We start from the raw sequence: 26,576 nt of genomic DNA, 5'->3' as shown, positions 1-26,576 counted from the left end.
CGCACCCTCTCTTTAAGGAAACCTGCGCTCAAATGACTACCCAAGACGGAATCCTGCTGGTTATCGGCATCGGCAGCCAGAAGGACCGAGACAGTCGGCCGTATCGCGAGTACCTGCTCTCCGCGGCCGCCCAGCGCTTCAAGCTCTGGCTCTTCGACTCGGATGAGCCGACGTGGCAGAACGAGTACGTCGTCGGCGCCACAGCACTGAACTGCTATGACCCCGAGGCGGTCGTCGAGGCGGCCCGAGCCCTCGCCGGGAAGCATCGGCTGGTTGGCATGTTCTGCCCCGACGAGGGCACGCTGCTGTCCGCCGCCCATGTCACCGAGATGCTGGGCTTGCCGGGGATGTCCGTCGACACCGTACTGGGCTGCCGGGACAAGAAGCTGAGCCGGGCGAGGCTGACTCAGGCCGGCGTACGCCAACCGCAGTTCGCGACAGTGCGTTCGGCTGAGGAAGCCCTGGAGGAGGCGGAGCGGCTGGAGTACCCCGTTGTCCTCAAGCCTCGTACGCTCGGCTCAAGTCTGGGCGTCGTAAAGGTATCCGGCCCGCAAGAGATGGCGGATGCCTTCACGATCACGACGTCGGCCGTCTACCCGGGTGTCCATGTGCCGGACGACTACATCATCGAGCAGTATCTCGACGGACCGGAGATCAGCATTGACGGTGCGGTCTTCGACGGTGAGTACACACCGCTCTTCGTCGGCCGTAAGCAGCTGGGTGGCGAACCGTACTTCGTCGAGACGGGCCACTATGTCTCCGCCGGGGACCCGCTGCTGACGGACACCGAGATCCTCGACATGCTTCAGCAGGCGCACGCCGCGCTGGGCATCACGCACGGCACCACGCACACCGAGGTGAAGCTGACTTCGCGCGGTCCGGTGATCGTTGAGGTCAACGGTCGGCTGGGTGGCGACCTCATCCCCTACCTGGGCAAGCTTGCCACAGGCATCGACCCCGGGCTGATCGCCGTGGACGTCATCACCGGTCGCCGGCCGGTCATCGAGCAGGCCCATGCCAAGACGCTCGGTATCCGCTTCCTGAGCCCGGCGGAGGACCTGCGGGTAGAGTCGATCACCTTTGGCGAGCCGGGTGCGCTGGAAGGCATCGTGCAACTGGCCGCAGCCGTCCCGCCGGGTGCGGAACTGCGCATGCCACCCGGTGACTTCGTGGCGCGTTACGCGTTCGTGGTCGCCGAGGGTGCGGACGAGGACGAGTGTGCCAAGCGGCTCGACGCCGCCGAGAGCCTGGTCCATCTGGACTACGAACCGTTGGTGACGCGGTCGTGACGGTCCGTGACACCCGTGGAGAGTCGACCGCCGGGGAGACGCCAGAGGACGTCGCCCGGTTGGAGACCGGGGAGGGCCGTAAGGGTCTGCTCGGCAGGGCGGCGATCCCACGTCCCATCGCGGTTGTCTCCCTCGGCGTCTTTCTGAACCGGATCGGCGGATTCTTCTCGATCTTCCTGACGCTGGTCCTTGCCGACCGCGGCTACGGACCGCGCGAGATCACTGTCGGCCTGGCGCTGGTTGCTGTGTCCGGCATGGCCGGCGCGGGATTGTCGGGTTTGATCGCCGACCGTATCGGCCGACGCAGCACGCTGCTGCTCTCCACCGGGCTGACGGCGCTCTTCTCGCTGGCTCTCGTACAGGTGGCGGGGTACTGGGGGACGTTGGTCCTGGCCTGTCTGATGGGCGCCGTAGTGCAGGCGTACGGCCCGGTCGCCCAGGCCGTAGTGGGTGAGGCAGCGCCCGCCGACCGGCGCGTGGCGCTCTTCGCCTTCTACCGCATGGCTCTGAACATCGGCGCCGCGATCGGCCCGCTGGTCGGCGGCTTCTGGGCCGCGAGCAATATGGGCTCGCTGCTGGTGGGCAATGCGGTGGTCTCCGCAGCCGCCGCGTTGATGCTGCTCTTGGGACTGCCGCGGGACATGCCGCAGCGCGGCACTCGTGGAAAGAAACGGACCGCGACCGTCGCGGCGCCGGGTGCGGGTGTCTTCAGCGACCTCCGCTTCGTCGGGGTGAGCGTCTTGCTCGGCGTCGTCGCGCTCGTCTATGCACAGCAGACCGGGCCGCTACCACTGGCGATGAAGGACAGCGGCTTCAGTACCAGCGCCTTCGGAGCACTGCTCACGATGAATGCCATTGTGGTGATCTCCTGTGAGGTGCCGCTGGCGATGCTGATCGGCAAGCTGCCCACCCGGATCCCGGTCACACTCGGCGCGGTGTGTGTCTTCGGCGGCTTCTTCGTCTATGCCTTGGGGGTCAGCTGGCCCTTCCTCATCGGAGGGGTGCTGCTGTGGACTGTGGGCGAGATGCTGATCTCGCCGGTTGCCGCTGCTGCGGCGACGGATGCCGCACCTGAGGGTGCGGGGGCCCGCTACCAGTCGTTCCTGGGCTTCTGCCAGTCGACCGGGATGTCGCTGGGACCGGCCTTCGGCGTGCTGCTTTACGGGATTGGCCCCCTGTGGCCCTGGCTGGTCAGCGGGGCTGTGGGCTGCGTGGTAGCGCCTCTGGTATTCCGTCTGCTGACTGTGCGCGGGGTGCGGAGATGAGCCTGGTCGTGCACAAGTACGGAGGCTCCTCCGTAGCCGACGCCGAGGGCGTCGAGCGTGTCGCCAAGCGGATCGTGGGTGCCAAGCGAAACGGCCGTCAAGGGGTTGTTGTGGTGTCGGCGATGGGCGATACCACGGACGAACTGATCGATCTGGCGGAGCAGGTGTCGCCGATGCCGCCGGGCCGTGAGTTCGACGTGCTGCTGACAGCCGGGGAGCGGATCACCGACGTGGCACCGGAGCGCATCCGTACAGCGCTGGATCAGGGCATCGACGGCTGTCGCGTTGGCAGCGGCGTTGGATGCCGAGGTCTGTGAAATCCATACGGATGTTGATGGTGTTTTCACCGCCGATCCTCGAGTAGTGACGAAGGCCCAGAAGATCGACTGGCTTTCATCCGAAGGACATGCCGGAGCTGGCCGCATCCGGTTCGAAAGTATTGCTGCACCGGTGTGTGGAGTACGCGCGCCGTACAACATTCCGATCCACGTCCGTTCGTCCTTCTTTCGGGACTGCGGACGTGGATCAGCAACGAGAAGCCACAAGGGGACGATCAAGTGGAACGCGCTGTCATCTCTGAAGTTGCCTGCGATACTTCGGCCGCTCAGGTCCTGGTGCGCGGTGTCCCGGACAAGACACAGGACATGGCCATTCTGTTCCGTGCCATCGGGGAGGCCCAGCTCAACATCGATATGGTGACCGCGAAGGTCGCCCCGGGATCTCCGGATCTGACTGATGTCTCCTTCCTGCTGCCGCGGGACGAGGTGGACCGTGCGGTCACCGCTTTGGAGGATGTGCGGCTGAGTGTCGGCTACGAGTCTCTGGGCTACGACGCCGATATCGCTCGGATCTCCCTGGTCGGGATGGGAGTGCGTACGACACCCGGCATCACGGCGACCTTCGTCGAGGCGCTGTCTGCGGTAGGCGTCGACGTGCAGCTCGTGTCGTCGGCGGGCAACCGTATCGCAGCGCTCGTTCATGATCACCAGGTCGCCACGGCTGTACAGGCTGTGCACACGTGCTTCGCGCTCGACCGGGCCGAAGGAGTAGCGGTGGTCAACGCAGGAACTGGCCGTTAGGAAGGGGGGACCCAATGACGATTACAGCCTCAGCTGTGGTTCCGTTCTCAGTCCCGATCGCCGACACCGCGACCGGAAGTGGGACCGACATCGCCCTGCTGGTCTGGGACAACAGGAGCCTGATGCACCGCGCCCTGCACACCACGCAGCCGGAGCCCGCCGTTTCGTTCCGCGTCACAGTCCAGGACGGCCGGCACTGGTGATCCTTTGATGATCCGCGGGTGTTCAGGAACCGCAATCGCCTGCTCGTGATCCTTTACCGAACGGTCAGCCGTTCAGCGGCTTTGCCCAGGTAGCTTCAAGGCATCCGTTGATTGCTGGAGGGGCACCGTGAGCCTGGTCAACCTGTTCGATGTCGCGGCCGGACTACCCGACGCGTGGCGCTCGCAGCCGCTGGGCCGGGTCGGGACGGCCTGCGTGAAGGTTCTACGCATGGACGAGCTGCCAGTCGAAGAGGAAGCACACGGTGTCACGGAGGCGCTGCTCGTCCTCGAAGGCAGGCTGGAGCTGCTCGTAGACGGTGGCCCGGTGACCGTGGCCCCCGGCGAGTTGTACTTGGTGCGGGCGGGTGCACGTCACGCAGTCCGGCCAGGCAGCCACGGCACCCTGGTGATCGTGGAGGTACCTCAGGAGCAAGGGTAGGCGAGGGCATCGCTGCCTGGCCTCATGCGGGAATGGGCCGTGTACGCAGTGCTGTCCGCGGCTTGGCCATGTGGGGGGGGCGACCGTGGAGGACACGTCGGAGGGCGGCGCAGCCGCCGCCTCGGCGCCAGCGCACGCGACGCAGATCCCGCCGTCCTGTTCGCGAGTCAACGGATCCCGGCACTCGGCGCATTCGGCCAGCGGCATGGCGGGAGCCCCGGCATCACGGGAGCGCTCACCATCGCTGAAGCCGTGAAGCGGCTTCCCGCAGGACGTCCGCGCGTTTGCAGAAGGCGAAGCGGACCTGGGTGCGGCCCGCCTCCGGGTCGTCGTAGAAGACCGCGTTGGGTACGGCGACCACCCCGCAGCGCTCCGGCAGTGCGCGGCAGAAGGCCAGGCCGTCCTTCTCGCCGAGGTCGAGTGCGGCGATGTCGGTGGTGATGAAGTAGGTGCCCTGGGGGCGGAAGACCTCGAAGCCTGCCTGGGTGAGGCCGTCGGCCAGGATGTCGCGTTTGGTGCGCAGGTCGTCGCGGGCGTGAGAGAAGTAGCTGGCGGGCAGGTGCAGGGCCTCCGCGACCGCGTACTGGAACGGGCCCGCCGACACGTACGTCAGGTACTGCTTGGCGGTGCGGACCGCCGTGACCAGCTCCGGCGATGCGGTCACCCAGCCGACCTTCCAGCCGGTGAACGAGAAGGTCTTGCCCGCCGAGGAGATGGTGACCGTGCGGTCGCGCATGCCGGGGAAGGACGCGAGGGGGAGGTGTTCGCCGTCGAAGACCAGGTGTTCGTAGACCTCGTCGGTGACCACGAGTAGGTCGCGGGCGACGGCGAGTTCGGCGATGGCGGAGAGCTCGGTGCGGGTGAGGACCGTGCCGGTGGGGTTGTGCGGGGTGTTGAGGAGGAGCAGGCGGGTGCGGTCGGTTACCGCGGCGCGCAGCTCGTCCAGGTCCAGGCGGAAGGAGTGGGTCCCGGTCGTGGTGTCAGTGTGCGGGCGCAGGGTGACGGGGACCCTGGTGCCGCCTGCCAGGGCGATGCTCGCCGCGTACGAGTCGTAGTACGGCTCCAGGGCGATGACCTCGTCGCCGGGCTCGACCAGGGCGAGCAGTGAGGCCGCGATCGCCTCGGTGGCGCCCGCCGTGACCAGCACCTCGCGGTCCGGGTCGTAGGACAGGTCGTAGCGGGTGAGCTGGTGGTCGGTGATGGCCGTGCGGAGTTCGGGGATGCCGGGGCCCGGCGGGTACTGGTTGCCGCGGCCGTCCCGGAGTGCGCGGACCGCGGCCTCGCGGACCTCTTCGGGGCCGTCGGTGTCGGGGAAGCCCTGGCCGAGGTTGATCGCGCCGGTCCGTACCGCGAGTGCCGACATCTCGGCGAAGATCGTCGTACCGAACTCGGCCAGTCGGCGGTTGAGCAGCGGGCGGCCGGTGGTTCCCGTAGAGGTCATGGCGGTCATCCTGCGCCGAACCTCTGGACTTCCTCAAGTCTGCTTTGGGTCCTTGGCGGCGGGGGCATCCCCTGTCCTACAGAGTCCTACAGGCGAACGGGGAGGGTGTCGTGGGAGTCGTTTTTGGTATCGCGATGGTGGGGGTGCTCGCGGTCGTCGGGCTTGTGGTCATGGCCGGGTCGCGGGGGTCCGGGGGGTCCGGAGGGTCCGGAGGGTCCGGAGGGTCCGGAGGGTCCGGAGGGTCGGGTGGCTGGTGGGCGGGTGGTGCCGCTGGCGGTGGGAGTGATCACCATCGGCACGGTGGTGGCGGTGACTCGTCCGGCGGGTTCTCGTGCGGAGGTGGCGGTGGCGGCTCCTCCTGTGGCGGGGGTGGCGGTGGCGGCTGCGGTGGCGGCAGCTGACACGGGACGGCTGGCGCGCGGCGGCCCCGCCGAGCGGCCCGTGGTTGACGGTGCGTACGCAACGCGTTGACGAAAGATACGCAACGGGTTGACGACGGAGAACAGTTGAACTGTGGGGCCCTCGAGGGGATGGAAACCCTACGAAGTTGGGTAAAAACGCTGTGTCAGCGCGCTCCTTCATGATTCCCTCTTAAACGTCAAGCAGCCCTCGGACGACTCGTGGGCAGTAAGCCGGCGATCAGCCTCAGCGGTGTGCCATCCGGCGCGCCTCCCGGTGCGTACCGGCCCAACCTCCACTGCGTGTTTGCGGAGCCGATCCATGCTCACGACCCTGAAAACCTCGTACACCGACACGCGCGCGTCCGACCTGGCGTGGGCGCTGGGGCGGGAGCCGCTCCCCGCGCTCAGTGTGCTCGACGTCGAACTCGGCGGCGCCCATGTGCAGCTGAGGCTTCTCGGTGCCTCGCATCAGGTACTGCTCGAGGATGAGGCGGGCACCTGTTCGGAGACTGTCGCCTGTATCCCGGGCAGCAGTACGCCCCTGCCGCTGGGCGTCGCCAAACGGCTCGACGACTGGGAGTACGAGTTCGCGGCCCGCGTCGAGGTCCTGTCGCCCGGCTCCTTCGCGGGCCGCGCCCAGGAGTTGATCGCGCTGGTCGCCGACCATCCGAACGGCCTCGCCGGGGTCTTCCCCGGCAGCCCCGACGCGTTCACCGCCCTGCTCGTACAGCGGCACGAGGGACAGGTGCACTGGCGGACCTGGCACGCGTACCCGCAGGAGGGGCAGTTGGTCGCCACGCGTACGCGGGTCGCCGCACGCATCGCGCACCCATCCGCCCGCTGAGTGCGGAGGGAGCGCGCCGGTTACACACGTCTGGGTGACATGCCGCGCACGGTCGGTGACGTAGCGTTACGAGGGTGATTGACCAGCCTGCGCTCTCGTCTCCGTCTCCCGGCGTTTCCCCGCACCGGGACCCGGAGGGTGTGGCGCGGCTGCCTGTCACGCCGCGCATCGGGCGGTTCCTGGTCCTGGTGGGTGTGTTCATCTGTGCCGCGTGTGGTCTGGTGTACGAACTCGAACTGGTCGCCCTCGCCGCGTACTTGATCGGCGACTCGGTCACCCAGGCGTCGGTCGTGCTCTCCGTGATGGTCTTCGCGATGGGCATCGGCTCGCTCCTGGCCAAGCGGCTGCGCGGCCGGGCCGCGGCCGGGTTCGGCGCGATCGAGGCGGTGCTCGCGCTGGTCGGCGGGTGCAGTGCGATGGCGTTGTACGCCGGGTTTGTGTGGGGCGCTGAGTCGCGTGTGCTGCTGGTGGCGTTCTCGCTCGCCATCGGGGTGCTGATCGGCGCCGAGGTGCCGCTGCTGATGACGATGATCCAGCGGGTGCGGCGGCAGGACGCGGGGGGCGCGGTGGCTGACCTGTTCGCCGCGGACTACGTGGGTGCGCTGGTGGGCGGCCTGGCCTTCCCCTTCCTCCTCCTCCCGATGTTCGGGCAGTTGACCGGCGCGCTGCTCACCGGCGCGGTGAACGCCGTGGCGGGCGGGGCGCTCGTCCTGTGGCTCTTCCGGCACGATCTGACGGCGCGCTCCCGGTGGGCGCTGCTGGTCGCCAACGCCCTGGTCCTGGGGGCGCTCGGCACCGCCGCCGCGCTCGTCGACGACTTCGAACGGGCCGCGCGGCACGCGGTGTACGGGCCCGATGTGCGGGCCGCCGTGCACACCGACGTCCAGGAGGTCGTCCTCACCGGACGGTCGCCCGGCACGCTGAACCTGTACCTCGACGGGCGGCTGCGGGTCAGCGGCCGCGACGAACGCCGCTACCACGAGGCGCTGGTACACCCCGCGATGAACGGGCCCCGGGCCCGCGTACTGATCCTCGGCGGCGGGGACGGGATGGCCGCGCGTGAGGTGCTGCGGCACCCCGGAGTGCGGAGCGTCGACATCGTCGAGCTCGACCCCGGCGTGGTCGAGCTGGCGCGTACGGACCCCGGGCTGAGCGCCCTCAACGAGCGGGCCCACCAGGACGAGCGGGTACGGGTCATCACCGCCGACGCCTTCACCTGGCTCCGCGAGGGCCCCAGACCGCCCGGTGCCCGGGGCCCGTACGACGTCGTCATCTCCGACCTCCCCGACCCCGGGATCACCGAGTCCACCAAGCTCTACTCGCGCGAGTTCTTCGGCCTCGCCGCGCGGACCCTCGCCGCTGACGGGCGCCTTGTGGTGCACGCGGGCCCGTTGGACAGCCGGGCGCGGACGTTCTGGACGGTCGAGGCCAGTGTGCGGTCGGTCGGACTGGGCACGGTGGCGTACCGGGAGCCGGGTCGGCTCACCGGTACCGCGGCGGGGCCCGACCGGGTCGCCGCGTCCTCGCCGGGGGCGGGTGACTGGGGCTTCGTACTCGCCGCGCGTACGCCGCCGACGCTGGGCCTGATACCGGGCCTCGACCGCGCGCTGACCCCGGACACGCTGGCGGCGGGGGCGCGGGCGGCGGAGCGGACGCGGGTGCCGGGGCTGCCGCCGTCGACGCTGGTGCACCCGCGGTACGCGGGCTGAGGGGGGCGCCTTCCGCTCGGCCTCGGCTCCCGTTTCCGCTTCGGCTCCCGGTTCCGTTTTCGGTTCCGCTTCGGCCAGGCGTATGAACGGATTCGCGGCTTCGTGGGCATGAAGGGGTGGTACGTGAGTAGGCTCGGCTGACATGGAGCACGAGGCGTTCGTACCGGTTCCGGCAGAGCCCCTCCGGCAGGCACTGGGGGACCCCGCGCGGGTCGCCCGGGCGATCCCTGGGCTCCAGCGCGACGCCACTGACGGGGGCGGCGAGGGTGTCGCGGGCCGCCTGAAGCTCCGCATCGCAGGCCACACCATCACCTACCGTGGCACGCTGCGCCTCACCCGGCAGTCCCCCCGCGACTACACGATCGAGGGCGACGCCACGGAAGCCCGCGGCACGGGCAGCGTCAAACTCGCCCTTGCCCTCCGTCTGTCCCCCACGGACGACGGCACCACCCTCACCTTCTCCGGTACGGCGACCACCACCGCGGACGGCCGCACCTCCGAACTCGACCCGTCCGCCATCGACTCAGCGACCCGCCGCCTCCTGAACCGCTGCGCCACCGCCCTCGCGGCGGAGGCGGCCCGTGGGCCAGCGGCCCCGGCCGGGTCGGCCGACGATGACGCGTCGGGCGTTGTCGATCCTGCGGCCGTTGATGACGACCTGCCGGTCGTAGATGACGCGGCGGAGGGCGACGACTCCGGGGCCGACGACTCCGGGGCCGAGGACTCCGGGGCCGAGGACTCCGAGGTCGATGACACGGGGGTCGGTCACTCGGTGGGGGCCGTGTTCGACGCGGAGGTCCCGCCGCCGTCGCTCTCGCGGTACGACGACGAGGCCGAGGCGCCGCCCGCCGAGGCCGCGCATGCGCGGCGGACCATGATCGGGCGGAGCGCGGAAGAGGTGGACCACGCGCCGCCGCGTGGGCGCTACGCCCCGATCCCGGCGCCCGCGACCAGCGTCTCCGCGAGCGACGCCCTGCGCTGGGCCGCCCCCGCCGCCGCGCTGGTGGTCGCCTCGGCGATCGTCGCGGGGCGGATTCTGCGGCGGCGTAGGTAAGTAAGTGGCGGCGCAAGTAAGCAGGGGTAAGTGGAGCAAGTAAGTAGGGTCGGGCCTGTGACTACACCGGACGACGAGATCACCCTGCGCGCCCGCGACGCGGAGTTGACCGTGCACCCGGCCAACGGCTGCCGCATCAGCAGCCTGCGGATCGGCGGCACCGAGGTGCTGCGCCAAGGCGAGCGGTACGGCTCGTTCCCGATGGCCCCCTGGTGCGGCCGCACCGCGAACGGCCAGTTCCGCAACGGCGCCACCTCGCACCAACTGCCCGTCAACGACCCGCCGCACGCCCTGCACGGCACCGTCAGAGACGTGGCCTGGCGCCTCGCGTACGCCACCGAGCGCGAGGCCGCGTTCACCTACGACCTCGTCGAGCCCTGGCCGTACCGCGGCCGCGTCACCCAGACCTTCGAGCTGGCCGACGACGGCGCTGGGCTCACCGTACGGACCGGGATCGAGACGTACGCCGACTCCTTCCCGGCGCAGGTGGGCTGGCACCCCTGGTTCCGGCGGGCGCTCAGCGACGGCGGCAAGGACGTACAGCTCGCCTTCGTCCCCGGCTGGCAGGAGGAGCGCGGCCCCGACCACCTTCCCACCGGCCGCCGTATCGACCCCACCCCCGGCCCCTGGGACGACTGCTTCGGCATGCCGGACGGCGTCGACGTGACCCTGACCTGGCCGGGTGAACTGGAGCTCAAGGTCACCAGCCGCGAGCAGTGGGTCGTGATCTACGACGAGCAGCCCGAAGCGGTCTGCGTGGAGCCTCAGTCAGGCCCACCCAACGGCCTGAACAGCCACCCCCGCCAGGTCACCCCCATCGACCCCCTGGAAGCCGCGATGACCTGGACCTGGCGACGGCTGTAGCAACCCGCGCGAGCGCACGACCTAAGCTGGCAGTCATGAGCGACGACGTACGCAGCGACCTCCTGCGGCAGATCAAGGACAAGGCCGTAGTGCACGGCAAGGTCACCCTCTCCTCCGGGCTGGAGGCCGACTACTACGTCGACCTGCGCCGGGTCACCCTCGACGGCGCTGCCGCCCCCCTCATCGGCCAGGTGATGCTGGACCTGACCGCGGACCTCGACTACGACGCGGTGGGCGGCCTCACCCTCGGCGCCGACCCCGTCGCCACCTCGATGCTGCACGCCGCCGCCACCCGCGGCAGGCAGCTCGACGCGTTCGTCGTACGCAAGGCCGCCAAGGCGCACGGCATGCAGCGCCGCGTCGAGGGCCCGGGCATCGAGGGCCGCCGCGTCCTGGTCGTCGAGGACACCTCCACCACCGGCGGCTCCCCGCTCACCGCCGTCGAGGCGGCCCGCGAGGCGGGCGCCGAGGTCGTGGCCGTCGCGACGATCGTGGACCGCGCCACGGGCGCCGCCGAGAAGATCGCCGAAGGCGCCGGAGTGCCGTACCTCTTCGCCTTCTCCAAGGACGAGCTCGGCCTGGACTGAAGTCGGACCGACGTCGGGCCGAAAGTCCGACTGAATTCGTGTCCGCACCCAGGCCGGAGCAATCCTCCGCGTCTGGAAAGATGGGGGCGACGATGACGTCGCCCCCCTCAGTGAGGGGCCCTACGGTCAGGGCCAAGCAACCCCACCCGCACATCCAAGGAGCGGACAGATGCCCATCGCAACCCCCGAGGTCTACAACGAGATGCTCGACCGGGCGAAGGCAGGCAAGTTCGCCTACCCGGCGATCAACGTCACCTCCTCCCAGACCCTGCACGCCGCGCTGCGCGGCTTCGCGGAGGCCGAGAGCGACGGCATCATCCAGATCTCCACCGGTGGCGCGGAGTTCCTGGGCGGTCAGCACAGCAAGGACATGGTCACCGGCGCGGTCGCGCTCGCCGAGTTCGCGCACATCGTCGCCAGGAAGTACGACGTCACCGTCGCGCTGCACACCGACCACTGCCCCAAGGACAAGCTGGACGGGTACGTACGCCCGCTGCTCGACATCTCCGCCGAGCGCGTCGCCAAGGGCGAGAACCCGCTCTTCCAGTCCCACATGTGGGACGGCTCCGCCGAGACCCTCGCGGACAACCTGGCCATCGGCCAGGAGCTGCTCGCCAAGGCCGTAGCCGCGAAGATCATCCTTGAGGTCGAGATCACCCCGACCGGTGGCGAGGAAGACGGCGTCACCCACGAGATCAACGACGAGCTGTACACGACCGTCGATGACGCGCTGCGCACCGCCGAGGCGCTCGGCCTGGGCGACAAGGGCCGCTACCTGCTCGCCGCCTCCTTCGGCAACGTCCACGGCGTCTACAAGCCGGGCAACGTCGTGCTCCGCCCCGAGCTGCTGAAGGACCTCCAGCAGGGCGTCGGCGAGAAGTACGGCAAGACGTCGCCGTTCGACTTCGTCTTCCACGGCGGCTCCGGCTCCACGGCCGAGGAGATCGCCACCGCGCTGGAGAACGGCGTCGTGAAGATGAACCTGGACACGGACACCCAGTACGCCTTCACCCGCCCCGTCGCGGACCACATGCTCAAGAACTACGACGGTGTGCTGAAGGTCGACGGCGAGGTCGGCAACAAGAAGACCTACGACCCGCGCACCTGGGGCAAGCTGGCCGAGGCGTCGATGGCCAAGCGCGTCACCGAGGCGTGCGCGGCGCTGCGCTCCACGGGCACCAAGCTGAAGTAAGCGGCAATGTGACAAAAGGGCCCAGTCTCCCGCGAGGGAGACCGGGCCCTTCCGCTTTCTGTCTACTGCTTCAGCTCGGCGTACGCCTCCGCGCTGCTGTCCTTCAGGAACGTCCAGCAGCGCTCCGACTCCTCGGTCTCGTTGACCGCCCCGGCAGCGCGCGCGAGCGCGGCCAGGCAGCGCAGGAAGCCACGGTTGGGCCGGTGCTCCCACGGGATCGGGCCGTGCCCCTTCCACCCGGCCCTGCGCAGCGCGTCCAGCCCACGGTGGTAGCCGGTGCGCGCGTAGGCGTACGACTCGACCACCCGCTCCGCCGCGAAGGCGTCATCCGCGAGCATCGCCCACGCGAGCGAGAAGGTGGGGAAGTCCGCCGCGACCTTCTCGGGCGTCGCGGACTCCTCGCCGAGGAGCCGGTACGCCTCTTCGTTCTCCGGCAGATAGGTCGGGTCGGGGCCGCCGAGCAGGTTCTTGTGAGTCGTCATACGGCAAAGTCTGCCACCTGCCCGCCACCTGCCCGACCCCGTCAGGCGCGCGCGAGTTCGGCCGCCCCGAACGACACGTTGAAGCGGTCGCACCAGATGCTGACGCTGGTGTACTCGTTCAGGTCGAGGTCGGCGGGCAGGGCGTAGTTCTGGTCGCCCTTGTTGCCCTTCAGCTTGCCGAGGCTGCGGTACTTCCCGTCGTCGAAGACGCCCCAACCGGCCTTGCCCTCGATGACCGGGGCGTCGGTGATCCAGACGCGCAGGTCGGGTCCGTTGCTGGTGTCCAGGCCCTCCAGGCGCAGTGTGCGGGAGCCGTCGGGGAGTTCCAGGACGCGGGCGGTGCCGGTGGTCGTGTGCTCGTGGCTGATGAGTTCACCCGAGGCCAGCGCAGTGGGCCCCGCGGGCGGCGCGCTGGACGGCTCGGCGCCCGCGTCCTTCGCGGGCGGTGTGTCCTTCGCGGGCTCGCCCGCCGGTGCCCCCGGTGCCCCCGGGGTCGGCGTGCTCGCGGCGACCGGCAGCGCCTCCCGTACGGTCTCGTCCTGCCACAGCTTCCACGGCTGGAACCAGTACGCGCCGAACGCGCCCCCCAGCACGGCCACCGCCAGCGCCCCGATCACGACCGGCCGCCCCAGCATCTCTCGTACGCTTCGCATGCTCCCGATTCAACGGGACCGCGGGGCCCGTTGTCCGCACTCCCCGGATGACGGAATCCTTACGGCGGCCCGCGGGTCACGGGCCTGGCGCCCGCGCGGGCCTAGCCTGCTGGCATGCGCGTACTAGTCACCGGCGGCGCCGGGTTCATCGGATCGCAGATCGTCGCGGAACTCGGGGCGTGCGGCCACGAGGCCCTCGTCTTCGACGCCCTCCTCCCCTCCGCGCACGCCCCGCTCGCCCCGCACACCGCGTACGTCGGCGACCGTCCCGAGAGCTGGACGGTCGCGGACGTACGGGACCGCGACGCGGTCGCGGCGGCGCTGCGCGGCGTGGACGCGGTGTGCCACCAGGCGGCGATGGTCGGCCTCGGCAAGGACTTCGCCGACGCCCCCGACTATGTCGGCTGCAACGACCTGGGTACGGCGGTGCTGCTGGCCGAGATGGCACGGGCCGGGGTCGGCCGGCTGCTGCTCGCTGGCTCGATGGTGGTGTACGGCGAGGGCCGTTACGAGTGCCCCCGGCACGGCGTCGTCCGGCCCGGGCCGCGCGCGGTCGCCGACCTGGAGGCGGGCCGCTTCGAGCCGTACTGCCCTGGCTGCGGTGCCCCGTTGCGGCCCGGCCTGGTCGGCGAGGACGCCCCGGTCGACCCGCGCAACGTCTACGCCGCGACGAAGCTGGCGCAGGAGCACCTGGCCGCGTCCTGGGCCCGGGCGACCGGCGGCCGTGCGGTCTCGCTGCGCTACCACAACGTGTACGGCCCGGGGATGCCCCGCGACACCCCGTACGCGGGTGTCGCCTCCCTCTTCCGCTCGGCGCTGGCCCGTGGCGAGGCGCCGCGGGTCTTCGAAGACGGCGGCCAGCGCCGGGACTTCGTCCACGTGCGGGATGTGGCCGCCGCGAACGTGGTGGCGCTGGACTCCCTGGCCGAGCGGCCGCCGGGCGCGTTCGCGGCGTACAACACGGGCAGCGGGGAGCCGCACACGGTCGGCGAGATGGCTCAGGCGCTGGCCGCCGCGTACGGGGGGCCGGAGCCGGTGGTCACGGGCGAGTACCGGCTGGGCGACGTCCGCCATGTGACGGCGGATTCGGCGCGGCTGCGGGGGGAGCTGGGGTGGAAGCCGGAGGTGGGGTTCGGGGAAGGGATGGTTGAGTTCGCTGGGGCTGAGTTGAGGTGAGGGAGATGGAGATAGTGAGGGTTTAGGACGCGCAAATCCGGCATATGGGATGTCGAGCTGTCCTGAAGTCTCACCTTGCTCCCACCTTGGTCCCCACCCCGCTCCCCACTGTCACGCGCGGCCCGCCGCCGGGAGGGTGACCTCGAAGCAGCAGCCGCCCGCGACGTTGCGGACCGCGGCCCGGCCCTGGTGGGCCTCGACGATGCCCTGGACGATCGCGAGGCCGAGGCCCGCGCCGGCCGGAGGCGTCCGGGCGTGGGTGCCGCGCCAGCCGGTGTCGAAGACACGCGGCAGGTCCTCGTCGGGGATGCCGCCGCAGCCGTCCGTCACGGACAGCACCACCCCGTCGTCTGAGCGGTGCGCCCCCACCGCGACCGTGCCGTCCGCGGGGGTGCGGCGGATCGCGTTGATCAGGAGGTTGCCGAGTACGCGGCTCATCTCACCGCTGTCGACCTCCACCGGCACCGGCTCGATCCGGTCGCCCACCAGCCGTACGCCGTGTTCGCGGGCCAGCGGGTCCGCGCCCGCGAGAGCGTCGCCGACGAGGTCGTACACGGAGATCCGGGACGGCGCGAGGGTGAGCGCGCCCGCGTGGATGCGGGACAGTTCGAAGAGGTCGCCGACCATGGCGTTGAGCCGCTCGACCTCGGTACGGATCTGGCGGAGGTAGCGGTCGGGGTCGGCGGCCACCCCGTCCTCCAGCGCCTCGGACATGGCGCGCAGCCCGGCCAGGGGGGTCCGCAGGTCGTGGGAGATCCAGGCGACCAGTTCGCGGCGGGACTTCTCCAGGGCGCGCTCGCGCTCCCGCGACTCGGCCAGCTTGGCGCTGGTCGCCTCCAGCTCGCGGGTCAGGGCGGCCAGTTCGGCGGTCGCGGGGACGTCGGGGGCGGCGAAGGTGCCGCCGTCGCCGAAGGAGCGGGCCGCCAGGGTGAGTTCGTTGCTGCGGGCGACGACCCAGCGGCCGAGCAGGACGGCGGTGGCCAGCGAGACGACCGCCGACATGGCGACCACGATGTTGACCACGGTCATGTCGTGCGGCGAGATGAACATCTCCCAGCAGACGAAGAGCGTCCCGGCGAGCATCGCGGTGACCGCGACGCCGACGACCACGGACATGTTCACCACCAGCGAGTGGTTCCGCAGCAGCCGCAGGGCGACGGCGCCGAGCAGGCCCGCGATCGCCGCGCCGAGGAAGGCGAGCAGGGCGATGACGAGGAAGTCCGTCATGGGGTCATCCGTCCTCGGTCTGGTGCGGCGGCGTGGGGTGCTCGTCGGTCGGCGGGTCCGTGGGTACGTCCGGTCCTGCGGGTACGTCCGGTCCCGCGGGTACGTCCAGCCGGTAGCCCACCCCCCACACCGTCTGGATCAGCCGTGGCCTGGCCGGGTCGTCCTCGACCTTGCCGCGCAGTCTGCGAATGTGCACCGTGACGGTGGACAGGTCGCCGAACTCCCAGCCCCACACCTCGCGCATCAGCTCCTCCCGGCTGAAGGCCCGCCCTGGATGCCGCAGGAAGAAGGTGAGAAGGTCGAACTCGCGGATGGTCAGGGCCAGTTCGCGGTCGGCCTTGGTGGCGCGGCGGGCGGCCGGGTCGAGTGTGAGCCCGGCCGCGACGAGGTGCGCGGCGGGGCGTGGGGTCCCGAGGGCGGCCTGGCTGCGGCGGAGTACGGATTCGACGCGGAGTACGAGTTCGCGCGGGCTGAACGGCTTGGTGACGTAGTCATCCGCCCCTATCTCCAGGCCGAGGATGCGGTCATCCTCGTCGCCGCGCGCGGTGAGCATGATGACCGGCACCGGTCCCTTGGCGCGCAGCCTGCGGCAGACCTCCAGGCCGTCCATGCCGGGCAGCATCAGGTCGAGTACGACCAGGTCCGGCCAGTGGGTGGCGGTGCGCGCCAGGGCGACGAGGCCGTCCTCGGCGCGGTCGACGTCGTAGCCAGCGCGGTCGAGGTAGCCCGCGACGACCTCGGCGACGGTGGGGTCGTCGTCCACGACGAGTACGCGTGGCGCGCGGCCCTGGAGCGGTGTCTGCATACGGTCAGCGTCGCACCGCGTCCGCGCGGGTGGGGCTCCGGGGCGCTCTCGGGCTGCCGATGTCCTCGCTTCGTAAGAACCTGATGTCAGCTATGTCCGTTTCCTCTTCGTAGGGTGAGTGACGTGACCCACTCCACCTCCCCCTCCTCCCCGTCGGGCCCTCCACGGGTCGATGTCGTGCTGCCCTGCCTCGACGAGGCCGCCGCGCTGCCCTGGGTGCTGGAGCGCATCCCCGCGGGCTGGCGGGCGATCGTCGTCGACAACGGCTCCACCGACGGCTCGGCGGACGTCGCCCGCGGCCTCGGGGCCACCGTGGTCACAGAGCCCCGGCGCGGCTTCGGAGCGGCCTGCCATGCCGGTCTGACGGCGGCGACGGCGGACGTCGTCTGCTTCTGCGACTGTGACGCCTCCCTCGACCCGGGCCTGCTCGCACCCTTCGTCCGTACGGTCGCGGCCGGGGACGCGGACCTGGTCATCGGGCGTCGGCGACCCAAGACGCGCGGCGCCTGGCCGCCGCACGCGCGGGCGGGCAACCTCGCCGTGTCCCAGCTGCTGCGCCGCCGCACCGGCGTACGGCTGCACGACATCGGCCCCCTGCGCGCGGCCCGCCGCGAGGCCCTCCTGGGCCTCGGTCTCACCGACCGCCGCAGTGGGTACCCGCTACAGATGGTCGTACGGGCGGCTGACGCGGGCTGGCGGATCGAGGAGCGAGACGTGCCCTACCTGCCGCGTACCGGCAGGTCGAAGGTCACCGGCACCTGGCGCGGCACCTGGCACGCCGTACGCGACATGCGGCGGGTCCTGGCCGAGCCACCCCGCGCCGAGGCCCCGAAGCCGGAAGGAGCAGCCTCTTGAACACCCCCGAGAGCGATCCTTTGAGCGACGCTTTGAGCGATCCTTTGAGAGGCGCCTTGACCACCACCGTGCTGGTGATCGCCAAGGAGCCGGTGCCGGGACGGGTGAAGACCCGGCTCACCCCGCCGTGCACCCCGGGCGAGGCTGCCGGACTCGCACAAGCCGCGCTGATCGACACGCTGCGCGCCGTGGCCGCCGCGCCCGCCCGGCGTCGGGTGCTGGTGCTGGACGGGGCGCCGGGCGCCTGGCTGCCCCCTGGCTTCGACGTCGTACCGCAGTCCGGTGGCGGGCTCGACGAACGGCTCGCCGCGGCCTTCGCGGGATGCGGCGGACCCGCCCTGGTGGTGGGCATGGACACCCCGCAGATCACGCCGGAGCTGCTCGCCCCGGCCCTTGAGCCCGGGGCCTGGCAGGGCACCGGCGCCTGGTTCGGACCGGCCGTCGACGGGGGCTTCTGGGCGCTGGGCCTGGCGGACCCCGACCCGGAACTGTTGCGCGGGGTGCCCATGTCCACGCCCGAGACCGGCGCCGTGCAGCGGGCCCGGCTCACCGCGGCCGGGCTACGGGTGCGCGATCTGCCGGTGCTGCGCGACGTCGACACCCTGGACGACGCCGAGCAGGTGGCGGCCGAGGCCCCCGGCACCCGCTTCGCGGCCGCGTACGCCCGCCTCGCCCTGGCCGCCGGACGATGAGCGCCCGGGCCCGTAAGCAGGCCTGGGGTGGTGTGGCCTGGGGTGGCGCGGCCCGGGGCGCGGTCGCCTGGGGTGCGGTCGCCTGGGGCACGGGCCCGTACGCCGACGCCCTGCGCAACGGCCACGGCCCCCTCTACCTGCGCCGCAACGACGGCTGGCTGCTGCCGCTGGAGGTCGAGCGCTGGTGCGCCGGTGCCAGCGCCGCAGACCTGTCCGCGCTGCGCCGCTGCGAGGGCAGCGTCCTGGATATCGGCTGCGGCCCGGGGCGCCTGGTCGCCGCGCTCTCCGCACGCGGCCACCGCGCCCTCGGCATCGACGTCAGTGAGGCGGCCGTCGCCCGCACCCGGCACCTCGGAGGCCCGGCCCTGCGCCGCTCCGTCTTCGACCCGCTGCCGGGCGAGGGGCACTGGGGCACGGCCCTGCTGATCGACGGCAACATCGGCATCGGGGGCGATCCGGACATCCTCCTCGCCAGGGTCGGGGAGTTGCTCGCCCCGGGCGGTCTGCTCATCGCCGAGACCGCACCGGTCGACATCGACGAGCGGGCGCAGGTACGCGTCGAAGACGGCCAGGGGGCCGCCGGCGCCCTTTTCCCGTGGGCCCGCCTGGGCACCCCCGCCCTGCTGAGCTACGCCCGCCCGGCGGGCTGGCGCCCCGTCGGTCAGTGGACCTGTGAGGGGCGCCCCTTCGTGGCGCTGCGCCGCCGCCGCACCAGCAGCCACAGCCCGGACCCCGCGAACAGCGCGGCCGACACCAGCAGCCAGCGGGCCAGGAACACGTCGGCGGACAGTCCGGTGACCGGCTCGTAGCGCTCCACCTGCCCGGTGATCAGCGGAAACCAGACCAGCAGGAGCAGCCCGGACAGAAAAGCGGGCACCCGGACGAAGTTGACCCAGGGCCGCCGCCTCCGCCCCGCCCCGCCCGCGACGGCCCGCAGGGCGCGGTCGGCGAGCGCGTACAGCGGCACCAGGACGAGATCGTGCACCAGCGCCGCGCCGACGAACCACACCGTGATCATCGGCCAGTCCCCGTCCAGGAGGCGCACCCCCGCATAGCCCGCGAGCGCGAACGAGGCCAGCAGAAGCAGGAGCTGGTACGGCCCCTCGCCGTACCAGCGCCGGAACCGATGCGCGGCCTCACCCGAGAGGCGGCTCATGAACCCGTACACGCGTGACGTCATCGCAGCTCTCCGAAGTCCAGCCTGGACACCCACTTGGTGTTGAGCACTCCCGGCGCGGCCGGGACGATGATCCGCGCCGGATACCCGTGATCCAGCGACAGATCCTCGCCGTTGACCTGGAGCGCCAGCAGCGACCGTGCGTCCCGCACCTGGTTGTCGCGCAGCGCCGCCCTGCGGAACGCCCCGCTCAGCTGGAGGGAATCCACCAGGACGTCGGGCGCGGCCCGGTCCGGGTCGAACCCGGCCAGCGCGGCCAGATCCCGCAGCCGTACCCCGCGCCACCACTGGTCGGACGTCGACCAGCCCTCCACGCACGCGATGGGCAACGCCGCGCTGTGCAAGGCGAGGTCGAGCAGGTCGTCGCGCGACAGGCGGATGTCGTCGCCGCGCGGCCCGCTGAGCGTCAGCCGCCACGCCGCACCCGTGTCCACGGGTCTGATGCCCCGCGCCGCGGCCGTCTTGTTGATCTGGAAGCCGTTCGGCCCGGAGCCCGGCTCGTCGCCGCCGTGCGGCGCGAACAGCGCCGTACGGCGCAGCGGCCCGTCGAAGTTCTGCCCCGCCGTGGTCGCCAGGAGCAGCAGCGATCCGCCGCCGACCATGCCGAGGGCGCCGCGCCGGGAGAGGGTCGGCTCGGCGGGGCGCGGCGACACCAGCTCGTCACCCTTGTCGCCGCCCTTGTCGCCGTCCGCGTCGCCGCTCTCGTCGTCGTTATCCGGCGTGTGGCGGTCGCGCAGCACCCGCAGCGCCTTGGGCAGCCGCAGCGCCACATGCACCACGAACGCGCCGAGGAACACCCAGGACCCGTAGAAGTGCAGCGGGTAGAACGAGCCGGGGAAGACGTACTCCAACTGGACGTTCAGCACCCCGGTCAGGAACACAAACAGCACCCCGCCGACCAGCAGCAGGAGCGAGATCCGCTCCAGCGCGTGCCCCAGCGACCGGGCCGGAGGCAGGGCGAACAGCTTCGGCACCACCGACCACAGTTTCGCCAGCAGCACCGGGATCAGCGCGATGCCGACCGTGACGTGCAGGCCCTGGTTGAGGCGGTAGAGCCAGTGCGGGTCGGTGGGCCAGTCGAAGAGGTAGAACCCGAGCAGGCCCTTGTCCGGTGTCTTGTCGTTGACCGGCGACAGATTCGGGTTGTACGCGGCGTACGAGAGCAGTCCCGTCACGGTCACCAGCGTGATCCCTGCCAGGAGGACGACGCCGAGTACGGAGGTCAGCCGGATGCCGCGCAGGGGACTGCGCCAGAATTCGGGCTGGGTCGGGTTGTTGGTCCGCGGTGTCTCGCGCATGCCGCGACGCTATGCCGCGCGGCGGCGCTGCGGGCGGCGCGGCACGTGACGAAACTCTGACGGTCCAGTGACGACGGCCCGGCGGTGGGCCCGTACCGGCCGGTCCCGGCCTACCGTGCACAGGTGACCCCCGAAGCACCCCCTGGCCCTCGCTCCGGCCCGCGCCCCGGCACCCGTTCCGGCACCCGCCCCGACCTGATCGCCGCAGGCCTCGGCGTCGTCCTCGTCACGGCCGCCGTCGTCATCGGGACGGTGATCGACCGGCCCAACGGCACCCCGGGCAGCCTGCACCTGAACTGGCCCCCGCTGTACGCCCGATGGTCGCCGCACATCGGGCCCGGCACACCCGCCGCCATCGCCGTGGCGGTCGCCGTCATCGCGTACGGGCCCACCCTCGCCGTACGCCTGTCGTGGCGGGCGCTCCTGGGCGCCGCCACGGGGGCCTCGATGGCCTGGATCTGGTCGTTGGCGCTGATCGACGGGTGGCAGGACGGGATCGCCAAGCGGCTGACGACCAAGCATGAGTATCTGCGGGTCATCGACCGTTTCGAGGACATTCCGGCGACCCTGCGGGACTTCACCAACCACATCCTGATGGGCTCGCCCGACAACTGGCCCGCGCATATCGCGGGCCACCCGCCGGGCGCCACGCTCACGTTCGTGTACCTCGACCGGATCGGTCTTGGCGGTGGCGCCTGGGCGGGTGTCTGGTGCATCACCGTCGGGGCCACCGCCGTGGCCGCCGTCCTGATCGCGCTGCGCGCGCTGGCCGACGAGGAGAGCGCCCGGCGTGCGGCGCCGTTTCTGGTGCTGGCGCCCGCCGCGATCTGGATCGGCGCGTCGGCGGACGGTTACTTCGCCGCCGTCACGGCCTGGATGGTCGCTCTGCTGGCCCTGGCGGCGACCCGGAAGGCCCGGTTTCCCGCCGTCGCCGCCTTCGGGGCGGGGCTCCTGCTCGGGCTGACCTTCAGTCTGTCGTACGGGCTGACTCTGTTCGGGCTCGTCGCCGTGGCGGTGCTGCTCATCGCCCGGTCCGCGCGGCCGCTGCCGCTGCTGCTGGCCGGGGCGTTGGTTGTGCCGCTCGCGCTCACGCTGGCGGGGTTCAACTACTGGGAGGCGTACCACCTGCTGGTGGAGCGGTACTACCAGGGCGCGGGCGGCAACCGCCCGTACGGCTACTTCGTGTGGGCCAACCTCGCCGTCACGGTGCTGGTCGTCGGGCTGGCCACCGTCGCGGGGCTGCGGCGCACCCTGGGGGCTGCCCCCGGCGCGCTGCGGCGGCTGCGTACCGGGGAGAGCACGGCCACGGACCGGCTGGTCGCCTTGGTGCTGGCCGCGCTGCTGGCGCTTGTCGTCGCCGATCTGTCTGGGATGAGCAAGGCGGAGACGGAACGCATCTGGCTGCCGTTCGTGACGTTCCTGATGGCCGCCGGGGCGCTGCTACCCCCGGCTGCCCGTCGCTCCTGGCTGACCGCCCAGGCCGTACTGGCGCTGACGATCAACCATCTGCTCTTCACCGGGTGGTAGGGGGCGGGCGGGGGCAGGCATCGTGGGGCCCGTCTTGCCTCCGTGCGTGGCGGCACGGATGATGTGCGGTGTGGGGACCGGGGCTCCGATACCGATCAAGGAGGGGGCGGACCGCTACCCGGAGTACGTATCGAGGAGACAGCGATGTCGCAGTACCCCGATGCCCACGTAGCAGGTTCGGACACGCCGAACCTGGACTTCGCGGGCACCACCCCGTACGAGGACTACGTCCAGGCGGATGTCCTCACCCACCTCCAGCACCCGCTCTCCGACGACCCGGGTGAGATGGTCTTCCTGGTCACCACCCAGGTGATGGAGCTGTGGTTCACCGTCATCGTGCACGAGTGGGAGACCGCGTCCCGCGCCCTGCGCGAGGACGACATCCCGGTCGCGGTGGCCGCGCTCAAGCGCAGTGTCCGTGAGCTGGAGGCGCTGAACGCCTCCTGGAAGCCGCTGGGCCAGCTGACCCCCGGGCAGTTCAACTCCTACCGCTCCGCGCTTGGCGAGGGCTCCGGCTTCCAGTCCGCGATGTACCGGCGGATGGAGTTCCTGCTCGGCGAGAAGTCGGCGTCCATGCTCGTCCCGCACCGGGGCGCGCCGCGCGTCCACGGCGAGCTGGAGAAGGCCCTGCAGGAGCCGAGCCTGTACGACGAGGTGCTGCGGCTGCTGGCCCGGCGCGGGTACGAGGTGCCGGAGGCCGTCCTGAAGCGCGACCTGGCGCGGAAGTACGAGCCGTCGCCCGAGGTCGAGGCGATCTGGGCGCGTCTGTACGCGGCCGAAGGCGCCGACGAGCGAGGCGGCGGGCAGGACGGCGGGCAGGACGGCGGGCAGGACGGCGAACTGCTGCGGCTGGGCGAGGCGCTCACCGATGTCGGCGAGCTGGTCTGGCGCTGGCGCAACGACCACCTTGTCGCGACCCGCCGCGCGATGGGCTCGAAGACTGGTACGGGCGGCTCCGCGGGCGTCGCCTGGCTGGAGAAGCGGGCCGCGAAGAACGTGTTCCCCGAGCTCTGGACGGCGCGCAGCCATGTCTGAGGCCTACGAAGAGCTGGTCGAGCGGGCCGCCGCGCTCGATGCCGCCGACGAACTGGCCAAGCTGCGCGAGCTGTTCGTCCTCGACGACGGCGTCGTCTACCTGGACGGCAACTCACTCGGCGCGCTGCCCCGCGCCGTCCCCGCCCGGGTCGCCGACGTCATCACCCGCGAGTGGGGCGAGCTGCGCATCCGGTCCTGGTTCGAGTCCGGCTGGTGGACGGCGCCGGAGCGGATCGGCGAGCGGGTCGCGCCGCTGGTCGGGGCGGCCCCGGGCCAGGTGGTGGTCGGCGACTCGACGAGCGTGAACGTCCTCAAGGCGGTCGTCGGCGCGGTGCGCCTGGCGCACACCGAAGGGGCGGTGGCCGCCCGGGTGGTGGCTCCGCCGTCCGGTGTCGCGCCATCCGGTGTCGCGCCGTCCGGTACCGCCCCGCCGCCGCGCGCCGTCGGGGCGCCGGTGCGGGACGAGGTCCTCGTCGACGCGGAGACGTTCCCGACCGACGGGTATATCGCGGCGTCGGCGGCCCGGCTGACCGGGTGCCGCCTGCGGGCCGTGCCCGCCGCGGACCTCGCCGCCGAGGTCGGTCCCCGTACCGCCGTCGTGCTGGTGAACCACGTCGACTACCTGACCGGGCGGCTGCGCGATCTGCCCGGCCTCACCGAGGCCGTGCACGCGGCGGGTGCGTACGTGGTGTGGGACCTGTGCCACAGCGCGGGCGCGCTGCCGGTCGCGCTGGACGCGCACGACGTGGACTTCGCCGTCGGCTGCACGTACAAGTTCCTGAACGGCGGCCCGGGTTCACCCGCGTACCTGTACGTGGCCGAGCGTCACCAGGCCGCCTTCGACTCGCCGCTGCCCGGCTGGAACTCGCACACCGACCCCTTCGGTATGCGGCCGGAGTACGAGGCGGCGGACGGCTCCGCGCGCGGGCGCGTCGGCACCCCCGACATCCTGTCGATGCTCGCCCTGGAGACGGCACTTGACGTCTGGGAGGGGGTGTCCATGCAGGCGGTGCGGGCGAAGTCGCTCATGCTGATGGACTTCTTCCTCGCGTGTGTGGAGGCGTATGTGCCGGACGGGCGGGTCACCTCGCTCACCCCGGCCGCGCACGACGAACGTGGCAGTCAGGTCTCCTTGCGGTGCGAGGGGCCCGGGGAGGCCGGGGAGGTCATGCGGGAGCTGATCGCGCGGGGCGTGGTGGGCGACTTCCGGCCACCGGACGTCCTGCGGTTCGGGTTCACGCCGCTGTACGTCTCCTTCGCTGATGTGCACCGGGCGGCACGGGTGCTGGGGACCGTGCTGGCCTGATAGCGTCCGGCGGATTCGCCCCGCGCCTTGCCTGCTCCGAACTGGGGTTTCCCTCAGATCAGTTCGGTCCACAGGGCGCGGGGCGGCAGGCCCGTTCCGTACGCCCTACACAGAGAGGCCGCAGCATGCCGGACGACGACGCCATCGCCCGAGACGCCGCCGAGGAGGAGTCGGCCCTCTCGCACCCCGCCGTCGCCCCGGACGCCACCGCCGCGTACGGCGAACACCCGGACCAGGTCATTGACTTCTACGCGCCCCGCCGTACCCCCCGGGGCGGCGACGGCGCACCCACGCCGCTGGTCATCGCCCTGCACGGCGGCGCGTGGCGGGCCCCGTACGACCGGTGGCACCTCACGCCGTTCGTGGACTTCCTGGCCCGGCGGGGCTTCGCGGTGGCCAACGTCGAGTACCGGCGGGGGAGTTCGCTGCCGGTGCAGGGGAGCCGGGGGCCGGTCGCCGGGCGGTGGCCGGAGACGTTCGACGATGTCGCCGCCGCGCTGGACGCGCTGCCCGGCCTGGTGCGGGAGCACCTGCCGGTGGCTGATACGCGGCGCACGGTCATCACCGGGCACTCGGCGGGCGGGCAGCTCGCCCTGTGGGCCGCGTCCCGGCACGTACTGCCCGCCGACTCGGCCTGGCACGCGCCGTATCCGGCGGGGCTGCGCGGGGTGGTCGCGCTGGCGCCGATCGCGGACTTCGCGGTGGCGGAGAAGCTGGACGTGTGCGGTGGCGCGGCACGGCAACTGCTCGGCAGCAGCGGTGAGTTCGAGGCGCGCCGGAAGCAGGCCGACCCGGTGTTGCTGCTGCCCACCGGGATCGCCACGACGCTGGTGCAGGGCCGCGACGACATCGTCGTCCCGCACGCGGTGTCCGAGTCGTACGCCGAGGCCGCGGGGCGGGCGGGGGAGGTCGTGGGGCTGACGTTGCTGGAGGACGTCGGGCACTTTCCGCTGATCGATCCGGCGGCGGACGCGTGTGCGGTGGTGGCGGAGGAGATCGCGCAGCTGGCGTTCTGAGGTGCGGCTCCGGTCGAGTCTGTGAAGCGGACAGAAGCTGACCGCGAGGGTTCCTACGGTGGACACACGTCACACCAAGCCAGTCACGCCACCTTACGGAGCCCCCATGACCGTCCTCGTCACCGGCGCCACCGGAACCGTAGGCCGCCAGACCGTCGAGCACCTCCTGTCGAAGGGCGCACGCGTCCGCGCCCTGACCCGCGATCCGCGCCGGGCCACCTTCCCCGACGGCGTCGAGGTCGTCCAGGGAGACCTGGGCGCCCCGGACGCCCTGGTGCCCGCCCTCGACGGGGTCAGCGCCGTCCATCTGATCACCTTCGACGGGGAGCTGTTCGCGCCGCTGGAGACCGGGCCGCGCCTCGTGGAGCTGGCCGAGAAGTCCGGCGTACGGCGGATCACCGTCCTGCACGGTGGCGGTCCGACCCCGCTGGAGGACGCCGTACGGGCGAGTCGGCTCGACTGGACGGTGCTGATGCCCGTCGAGTTCATGTCCAACGCCCTGGAGTGGGCGGACGGCATCCGCGACGCCGACGAGGTCCGCGAGCCGTTCACGGACCGGCTGAGCGCGATGGTCCACGAGTCCGACATCGGCGCGGTGGCGGCCGCGGTGCTCACCGAGGACGGGCACGGCGGGCAGGAGTACGTGATCACCGGGCCCGAGGTGCTCACCCTGTGGGACAAGGTGGACGCCATCGCGGCGGCCCGCGGCCGCGCCGTCCGGCTGGTGGAGCTGAGCGAGCGGGAGGCCCGCGAGCAGTGGGCTCAGCGGGGCGTCCCGGCTGACACGATCGACTTCCTGATCATGGTGTACGGAAACACCCCACCGCTAGGTCGTACGGTGAGCGACACCGTGGCGCGGGTCACCGGCCGCCCCGGCCTGACGTTCGCGGAGTGGGCGACGGCGCACGCGGCGGCGTTCCGCGCGTAGTACCCGCGTCTGGTGCCCGCGACTAGTACCTG

The 26,576-nt window shown here is 71.5% G+C and carries 24 protein-coding genes and 2 pseudogenes; 20 read left to right on the top strand and 6 right to left on the bottom strand.

The window, feature by feature from the left end; genetic code table 11:
* Positions 1 to 32: 32 nt before the first annotated feature.
* The 5 genes and pseudogenes from GCN81_RS18290 (at position 33) to GCN81_RS18270 (ending at position 4,275) form a co-directional block, all read left to right on the top strand.
* Positions 33 to 1,289, top strand: a complete 1,257-nt coding sequence (locus GCN81_RS18290; RefSeq protein ID WP_156725708.1) for an ATP-grasp domain-containing protein — start codon at positions 33 to 35, stop codon at positions 1,287 to 1,289.
* Positions 1,286 to 2,554, top strand: a complete 1,269-nt coding sequence (locus tag GCN81_RS18285; protein WP_197287690.1) for an MFS transporter — start codon at positions 1,286 to 1,288, stop codon at positions 2,552 to 2,554. The genes GCN81_RS18290 and GCN81_RS18285 overlap by 4 nt, the downstream gene beginning before the upstream one ends.
* A pseudogene (locus tag GCN81_RS18280) lies at positions 2,551 to 3,633 on the top strand (aspartate kinase). Before GCN81_RS18285 ends, GCN81_RS18280 begins: the two are co-directional and overlap by 4 nt.
* Positions 3,634 to 3,728: 95 nt before the next feature.
* Positions 3,729 to 3,836 (top strand): annotated as a pseudogene (locus GCN81_RS18275) (TauD/TfdA family dioxygenase); the annotation flags it as partial.
* Positions 3,837 to 3,963: 127 nt separating this feature from the next.
* Positions 3,964 to 4,275 carry a cupin domain-containing protein gene (locus GCN81_RS18270; RefSeq protein ID WP_156725706.1) on the top strand — a complete coding sequence of 104 codons (312 nt, stop codon included), beginning with the start codon at positions 3,964 to 3,966 and terminating at the stop codon, positions 4,273 to 4,275.
* Positions 4,276 to 4,510: 235 nt separating this feature from the next.
* Here GCN81_RS18270 and GCN81_RS18265 read toward each other — a convergent pair whose 3' ends face one another.
* Positions 4,511 to 5,725 (bottom strand): pyridoxal phosphate-dependent aminotransferase, encoded by a 1,215-nt coding sequence (locus tag GCN81_RS18265; RefSeq protein WP_156725705.1) that lies wholly within the window; start codon positions 5,723 to 5,725, stop codon positions 4,511 to 4,513.
* Positions 5,726 to 6,436: 711 nt separating this feature from the next.
* Between GCN81_RS18265 and GCN81_RS18255 the strand changes: the two genes are divergently transcribed.
* The 6 genes from GCN81_RS18255 to fbaA all read left to right on the top strand — a co-directional run bounded on the left by GCN81_RS18255 (position 6,437) and on the right by fbaA (position 12,367).
* The gene (locus GCN81_RS18255) at positions 6,437 to 6,961 is read left to right on the top strand and encodes a DUF2617 family protein (protein WP_156725704.1); all 525 of its coding nucleotides are present in this window, start codon (positions 6,437 to 6,439) and stop codon (positions 6,959 to 6,961) included.
* 77 nt (positions 6,962 to 7,038) lie between these two features.
* Positions 7,039 to 8,670, top strand: coding sequence for a polyamine aminopropyltransferase (locus tag GCN81_RS18250; protein ID WP_156725777.1), 1,632 nt, complete (start codon positions 7,039 to 7,041; stop codon positions 8,668 to 8,670).
* A gap of 142 nt (positions 8,671 to 8,812) precedes the next feature.
* On the top strand, positions 8,813 to 9,724 hold the full coding sequence (locus GCN81_RS18245; protein ID WP_156725703.1) for an SRPBCC family protein: 912 nt from the start codon (positions 8,813 to 8,815) through the stop codon (positions 9,722 to 9,724).
* Between the two features lie 57 nt (positions 9,725 to 9,781).
* Positions 9,782 to 10,588, top strand: a complete 807-nt coding sequence (locus tag GCN81_RS18240; protein ID WP_156725702.1) for an aldose epimerase family protein — start codon at positions 9,782 to 9,784, stop codon at positions 10,586 to 10,588.
* A 35-nt stretch (positions 10,589 to 10,623) separates the two neighbouring features.
* Positions 10,624 to 11,175: an orotate phosphoribosyltransferase gene (gene pyrE, locus GCN81_RS18235; RefSeq protein WP_156725701.1), complete on the top strand. Its 552-nt coding sequence runs from the start codon at positions 10,624 to 10,626 to the stop codon at positions 11,173 to 11,175.
* A gap of 169 nt (positions 11,176 to 11,344) precedes the next feature.
* Complete coding sequence (fbaA, locus tag GCN81_RS18230) at positions 11,345 to 12,367, top strand: class II fructose-bisphosphate aldolase (protein WP_156725700.1); 1,023 nt, start codon at positions 11,345 to 11,347, stop codon at positions 12,365 to 12,367.
* Positions 12,368 to 12,429: 62 nt separating this feature from the next.
* Here the strand turns inward: fbaA and GCN81_RS18225 are convergent, their stop codons facing one another.
* Both GCN81_RS18225 and GCN81_RS18220 read right to left on the bottom strand, forming a co-directional pair.
* A complete protein-coding gene (locus GCN81_RS18225; protein ID WP_156725699.1) occupies positions 12,430 to 12,849 on the bottom strand; it encodes a DUF3151 domain-containing protein in 420 nt (139 codons plus the stop codon).
* Between the two features lie 41 nt (positions 12,850 to 12,890).
* Positions 12,891 to 13,502: a DM13 domain-containing protein gene (locus tag GCN81_RS18220; protein WP_156725698.1), complete on the bottom strand. Its 612-nt coding sequence runs from the start codon at positions 13,500 to 13,502 to the stop codon at positions 12,891 to 12,893.
* Positions 13,503 to 13,616: 114 nt separating this feature from the next.
* Between GCN81_RS18220 and GCN81_RS18215 the strand changes: the two genes are divergently transcribed.
* Positions 13,617 to 14,678: an NAD-dependent epimerase/dehydratase family protein gene (locus GCN81_RS18215; protein ID WP_156725697.1), complete on the top strand. Its 1,062-nt coding sequence runs from the start codon at positions 13,617 to 13,619 to the stop codon at positions 14,676 to 14,678.
* A gap of 111 nt (positions 14,679 to 14,789) precedes the next feature.
* On the opposite strand, the gene GCN81_RS18210 is transcribed toward GCN81_RS18215, so the two are convergent.
* Together GCN81_RS18210 and GCN81_RS18205 are read right to left on the bottom strand one after the other, a co-directional pair.
* Positions 14,790 to 15,905, bottom strand: a complete 1,116-nt coding sequence (locus tag GCN81_RS18210) for a sensor histidine kinase (RefSeq protein ID WP_156725696.1) — start codon at positions 15,903 to 15,905, stop codon at positions 14,790 to 14,792.
* 4 nt (positions 15,906 to 15,909) lie between these two features.
* Positions 15,910 to 16,710 (bottom strand): response regulator transcription factor, encoded by an 801-nt coding sequence (locus GCN81_RS18205; RefSeq protein ID WP_156725695.1) that lies wholly within the window; start codon positions 16,708 to 16,710, stop codon positions 15,910 to 15,912.
* Positions 16,711 to 16,824: 114 nt separating this feature from the next.
* Here GCN81_RS18205 and GCN81_RS18200 point away from each other — a divergent pair, with 114 nt between their 5' ends.
* From GCN81_RS18200 to GCN81_RS32875, 3 genes are read left to right on the top strand one after another with little or no spacing between them, the layout of a single operon-like run.
* Positions 16,825 to 17,565: a glycosyltransferase family 2 protein gene (locus GCN81_RS18200; protein WP_156725694.1), complete on the top strand. Its 741-nt coding sequence runs from the start codon at positions 16,825 to 16,827 to the stop codon at positions 17,563 to 17,565.
* 56 nt (positions 17,566 to 17,621) lie between these two features.
* On the top strand, positions 17,622 to 18,257 hold the full coding sequence (locus tag GCN81_RS18195; protein ID WP_231626816.1) for a TIGR04282 family arsenosugar biosynthesis glycosyltransferase: 636 nt from the start codon (positions 17,622 to 17,624) through the stop codon (positions 18,255 to 18,257).
* Positions 18,254 to 19,066, top strand: a complete 813-nt coding sequence (locus GCN81_RS32875; protein ID WP_156725692.1) for a class I SAM-dependent methyltransferase — start codon at positions 18,254 to 18,256, stop codon at positions 19,064 to 19,066. Before GCN81_RS18195 ends, GCN81_RS32875 begins: the two co-directional genes overlap by 4 nt.
* A 367-nt stretch (positions 19,067 to 19,433) precedes the next feature.
* Here the strand turns inward: GCN81_RS32875 and GCN81_RS18185 are convergent, their stop codons facing one another.
* Positions 19,434 to 20,732, bottom strand: coding sequence for a molybdopterin-dependent oxidoreductase (locus tag GCN81_RS18185; RefSeq protein WP_156725691.1), 1,299 nt, complete (start codon positions 20,730 to 20,732; stop codon positions 19,434 to 19,436).
* Between the two features lie 123 nt (positions 20,733 to 20,855).
* Here GCN81_RS18185 and GCN81_RS18180 point away from each other — a divergent pair, with 123 nt between their 5' ends.
* The 5 genes from GCN81_RS18180 (at position 20,856) to GCN81_RS18160 (ending at position 26,544) form a co-directional block, all read left to right on the top strand.
* A complete protein-coding gene (locus GCN81_RS18180) occupies positions 20,856 to 22,259 on the top strand; it encodes a hypothetical protein (protein ID WP_156725690.1) in 1,404 nt (467 codons plus the stop codon).
* 144 nt (positions 22,260 to 22,403) lie between these two features.
* Positions 22,404 to 23,294, top strand: a complete 891-nt coding sequence (locus tag GCN81_RS18175) for a tryptophan 2,3-dioxygenase family protein (RefSeq protein WP_156725689.1) — start codon at positions 22,404 to 22,406, stop codon at positions 23,292 to 23,294.
* On the top strand, positions 23,287 to 24,600 hold the full coding sequence (locus tag GCN81_RS18170; RefSeq protein ID WP_156725688.1) for a kynureninase: 1,314 nt from the start codon (positions 23,287 to 23,289) through the stop codon (positions 24,598 to 24,600). Before GCN81_RS18175 ends, GCN81_RS18170 begins: the two co-directional genes overlap by 8 nt.
* A 125-nt stretch (positions 24,601 to 24,725) precedes the next feature.
* The gene (locus GCN81_RS18165; protein WP_156725687.1) at positions 24,726 to 25,616 is read left to right on the top strand and encodes an alpha/beta hydrolase family protein; all 891 of its coding nucleotides are present in this window, start codon (positions 24,726 to 24,728) and stop codon (positions 25,614 to 25,616) included.
* A gap of 106 nt (positions 25,617 to 25,722) precedes the next feature.
* Positions 25,723 to 26,544, top strand: coding sequence for an NAD(P)H-binding protein (locus tag GCN81_RS18160; protein ID WP_156725686.1), 822 nt, complete (start codon positions 25,723 to 25,725; stop codon positions 26,542 to 26,544).
* The last annotated feature ends 32 nt before the right edge of the window (positions 26,545 to 26,576 follow it).

Origin of the sequence: Streptomyces apocyni, assembly GCF_009739465.1 — a bacterium.
In the GTDB taxonomy this organism is placed as follows: Bacteria; Actinomycetota; Actinomycetes; order Streptomycetales; family Streptomycetaceae; genus Streptomyces; species Streptomyces apocyni.
Note: the sequence above shows the minus strand (reverse complement) of the source record. Positions and strands in the feature narration are given on the sequence as shown.

What these genes read in the sequence shown, in the direction of transcription:
- GCN81_RS18290 (WP_156725708.1), top strand. Translation starts at nt 33, where the DNA reads ATGACTACCCAAGACGGAATCCTGCTGGTTATCGGCATCGGCAGCCAG.
- GCN81_RS18265 (WP_156725705.1), bottom strand. Translation starts at nt 5,725, where the DNA reads ATGACCGCCATGACCTCTACGGGAACCACCGGCCGCCCGCTGCTCAAC.
- GCN81_RS18255 (WP_156725704.1), top strand. Translation starts at nt 6,437, where the DNA reads ATGCTCACGACCCTGAAAACCTCGTACACCGACACGCGCGCGTCCGAC.
- GCN81_RS18245 (WP_156725703.1), top strand. Translation starts at nt 8,813, where the DNA reads ATGGAGCACGAGGCGTTCGTACCGGTTCCGGCAGAGCCCCTCCGGCAG.
- pyrE (WP_156725701.1), top strand. Translation starts at nt 10,624, where the DNA reads ATGAGCGACGACGTACGCAGCGACCTCCTGCGGCAGATCAAGGACAAG.
- fbaA (WP_156725700.1), top strand. Translation starts at nt 11,345, where the DNA reads ATGCCCATCGCAACCCCCGAGGTCTACAACGAGATGCTCGACCGGGCG.
- GCN81_RS18225 (WP_156725699.1), bottom strand. Translation starts at nt 12,849, where the DNA reads ATGACGACTCACAAGAACCTGCTCGGCGGCCCCGACCCGACCTATCTG.
- GCN81_RS18220 (WP_156725698.1), bottom strand. Translation starts at nt 13,502, where the DNA reads ATGCGAAGCGTACGAGAGATGCTGGGGCGGCCGGTCGTGATCGGGGCG.
- GCN81_RS18215 (WP_156725697.1), top strand. Translation starts at nt 13,617, where the DNA reads ATGCGCGTACTAGTCACCGGCGGCGCCGGGTTCATCGGATCGCAGATC.
- GCN81_RS18210 (WP_156725696.1), bottom strand. Translation starts at nt 15,905, where the DNA reads ATGACGGACTTCCTCGTCATCGCCCTGCTCGCCTTCCTCGGCGCGGCG.
- GCN81_RS18205 (WP_156725695.1), bottom strand. Translation starts at nt 16,710, where the DNA reads ATGCAGACACCGCTCCAGGGCCGCGCGCCACGCGTACTCGTCGTGGAC.
- GCN81_RS32875 (WP_156725692.1), top strand. Translation starts at nt 18,254, where the DNA reads ATGAGCGCCCGGGCCCGTAAGCAGGCCTGGGGTGGTGTGGCCTGGGGT.
- GCN81_RS18185 (WP_156725691.1), bottom strand. Translation starts at nt 20,732, where the DNA reads ATGCGCGAGACACCGCGGACCAACAACCCGACCCAGCCCGAATTCTGG.
- GCN81_RS18175 (WP_156725689.1), top strand. Translation starts at nt 22,404, where the DNA reads ATGTCGCAGTACCCCGATGCCCACGTAGCAGGTTCGGACACGCCGAAC.
- GCN81_RS18170 (WP_156725688.1), top strand. Translation starts at nt 23,287, where the DNA reads ATGTCTGAGGCCTACGAAGAGCTGGTCGAGCGGGCCGCCGCGCTCGAT.
- GCN81_RS18165 (WP_156725687.1), top strand. Translation starts at nt 24,726, where the DNA reads ATGCCGGACGACGACGCCATCGCCCGAGACGCCGCCGAGGAGGAGTCG.
- GCN81_RS18160 (WP_156725686.1), top strand. Translation starts at nt 25,723, where the DNA reads ATGACCGTCCTCGTCACCGGCGCCACCGGAACCGTAGGCCGCCAGACC.